The following is a 2,322-nucleotide window of genomic DNA, read 5'->3' on the forward strand; positions in this document are numbered from 1 at the left end:
TGTGCATGGTATAGCGAATGAAAACACGGATATCAATTTCTATGGACCCGCCTTTAATGTTTTGTCTGCAGCCGGTCTTATAAGTTATGTGAGTGATGGCAAACAAACCACAGTTGGCTTTGATGGGAATAAATATGACTTTGTCAGCAGAGTGATTGGCGGCAATGATTATACTTACGAGACAATACCTGCTGGCAGTAACGCTTGGAAAGAAGCATGGAAAATGTTCACAGACCCCAACAGTGTCCATACTTGTCTTGGAAATGCGAGTCCAAAATGCCGAGATATATATGGACCTTCTAATCTTGTGCAAATCCCTTCAAGGAGTAAAAAATGAAACAAACTCTAAGATTATTAGGTGCTGTAACTCTGTTAAGTATAGCTGGGTGTCAGTTTAATAAACCTCCTGCAGGATACTTCACTGTGTGGGAGAAGCTAGGAGCAGATCGGCTTGAGGTAAAAAAAGCGCTGTTAGAATGTGGCATGCCAGCTCCCTATGATGTCTTTCCAGAAAACAGAAATTTAAGCAATAATGCATGGGCAACTATAGAAGCTTGTATGACTCAAGCTGGTTTCCGTGATAAATATTACGTGGGGGGGGATGGTGTGGAAATCATAAAGCCGAAAACTTGCCGATTTGTCGTCCAGGCGCTGTGATCCCACAGCGAAGTGTGAAGAGGCGCTTAAACAGCCCGTTTTGTAAAAAATATAAAAATGCACCTGAATGCAAACCCTAGGTTTTGCTGTTGGTAATGATCAACAATCCCCACAGCTATGTGTCCTCTTGCCTGTGCGGGATTGTTCCTTTCATTTCATTAACACCAGAGCAAGAGAAGCATTTACAAAAAGGCTCTGATGGCGAGGTTCATATGTTTTATAATGGTATTTTTAACACATCCGATGATGCCGCGCGTTATGCCGTCCAATTTGCTGACAATGATCATGATCATCTGTATTTTACCTATTTCCCCCAAGGTAAAGACTGGGAAGTGGAGGTAGGAATAGCGGTTTTTCAGAAGTTTTTTGAAGGTACATTTTTCTTTGGATTGACCAATTCGACCAAGAAGTTTCAGAATACAATGTCTCTCTATGGCAATGACGGATTACATATTAATGGGCACAGCCGTGGTAGTATGACAGTAGGTAACGGAATGCGTGACTTTGAAAAGCACGGCATCCACGGTATAGCAGAAAAAACAGATATTTATCTTTATGGACCAGCGGATCATGCTCAATCGATAGCGAATGCATTATATGTCGTAAGCGATGGCAAAAATGATCATGTTTACTTACAAAGCCATGCATCTGACCCTATTAGTACGTTGTTTGGTTACAATGCACCTACTTTTTATAAAGTACCTTTAAGTCTAGATGTTTCACTTTTGGAGAAAGGTATAAAAAATCCTTTATATATGACGCTGTTTGTAGGAAACAGTTTATTGACTACAGCAACCTCTCCATTGATAGAGGGAGGGAGGGCGTTAGGCGGTTATGATCCTAGTCCCCATAATTGTTATGGTGATGCAAGTAAAGAGTGTAAAACTAATTATGGAACATCTCCTACTAAACAAATTCATTCAATTTATTCGACTTTAGATCATTTATGGAATAAAAAATGAGACAAATTTTAAAATTATTGAGTGGTATAGTCCTATTAAGTGTGACAGGATGTGACATATCAAAAATTGACAGCAGTCCTCCAGAGTACGTGAGTATGTGGGAGAAGGCAGGTGCAGATTCTACTGAGGTAGGAAAAGCCCTCTTAGAATGTGGAATGCCGAGCCTTATTGATGCTGATTCAGAAAATAGAAAGCTTAGTGTTAATGAGGATGCAACAATTTATGCTTGCATGGTTCAATCAGGATTTCGCCATAAAGGGAGAGGGAACTGGTGTTATACATTTAGAGAAGAAAATCTTCCCATATGTCGTCTTGGTGCTGTTATTCCGAAGCGAAGTGTTGAGAAGCGCTTAAACAGCCCTTATTGTAAAAGGTATAAAAATGCGGATGAATGCCAACCTTAAGTCTTGCTTGTGATGGAAACAATCCCCACAGCCATGTGTCCTCTTGCCTGTGCGGGATTGTTCCTTTCATTTCCATTTTAGCATTGTTTGTGGAGCAATATGACAACAAGGAATACACTTACTAATTCTATAATGTTGCGTTACAGAACGGATTTTGCTATTCATTCTTTGAGTGAAAATGGGAAACCTTGTCCGTCCTTACGTGACAAGGTTTTCTTTTATGCGACGTCGTTATAACGTTGCTGTTTGGCTTGCTCTATGACATTCAAAAGATCCGATTGTAACCAACGCGATAAAAA

General features: G+C 40.1%; 2 protein-coding genes and 3 pseudogenes. 4 read left to right on the forward strand and 1 reads right to left on the reverse strand.

The window, feature by feature from the left end:
• The 4 genes and pseudogenes from PVV68_RS10055 to PVV68_RS10070 all read left to right on the forward strand — a co-directional run.
• Positions 1-337, forward strand: a pseudogene (locus tag PVV68_RS10055) (filamentous hemagglutinin); the annotation flags it as partial.
• Positions 334-737 (forward strand): annotated as a pseudogene (locus PVV68_RS10060) (hypothetical protein). The pseudogenes PVV68_RS10055 and PVV68_RS10060, both read left to right, overlap by 4 nt.
• Positions 738-752: 15 nt before the next feature.
• A complete protein-coding gene (locus PVV68_RS10065) occupies positions 753-1,619 on the forward strand; it encodes a hypothetical protein (RefSeq protein ID WP_273722112.1) in 867 nt (288 codons plus the stop codon).
• Positions 1,616-2,023: a hypothetical protein gene (locus PVV68_RS10070; RefSeq protein WP_273722113.1), complete on the forward strand. Its 408-nt coding sequence runs from the start codon at positions 1,616-1,618 to the stop codon at positions 2,021-2,023. Before PVV68_RS10065 ends, PVV68_RS10070 begins: the two co-directional genes overlap by 4 nt.
• A gap of 218 nt (positions 2,024-2,241) precedes the next feature.
• Here the strand turns inward: PVV68_RS10070 and PVV68_RS10075 are convergent.
• Positions 2,242-2,322: pseudogene (locus tag PVV68_RS10075) on the reverse strand (DNA-binding protein); the annotation flags it as partial.

The organism is Bartonella sp. ML69XJBT (assembly GCF_028618515.1).
Taxonomy (GTDB): Bacteria; Pseudomonadota; Alphaproteobacteria; order Rhizobiales; family Rhizobiaceae; genus Bartonella.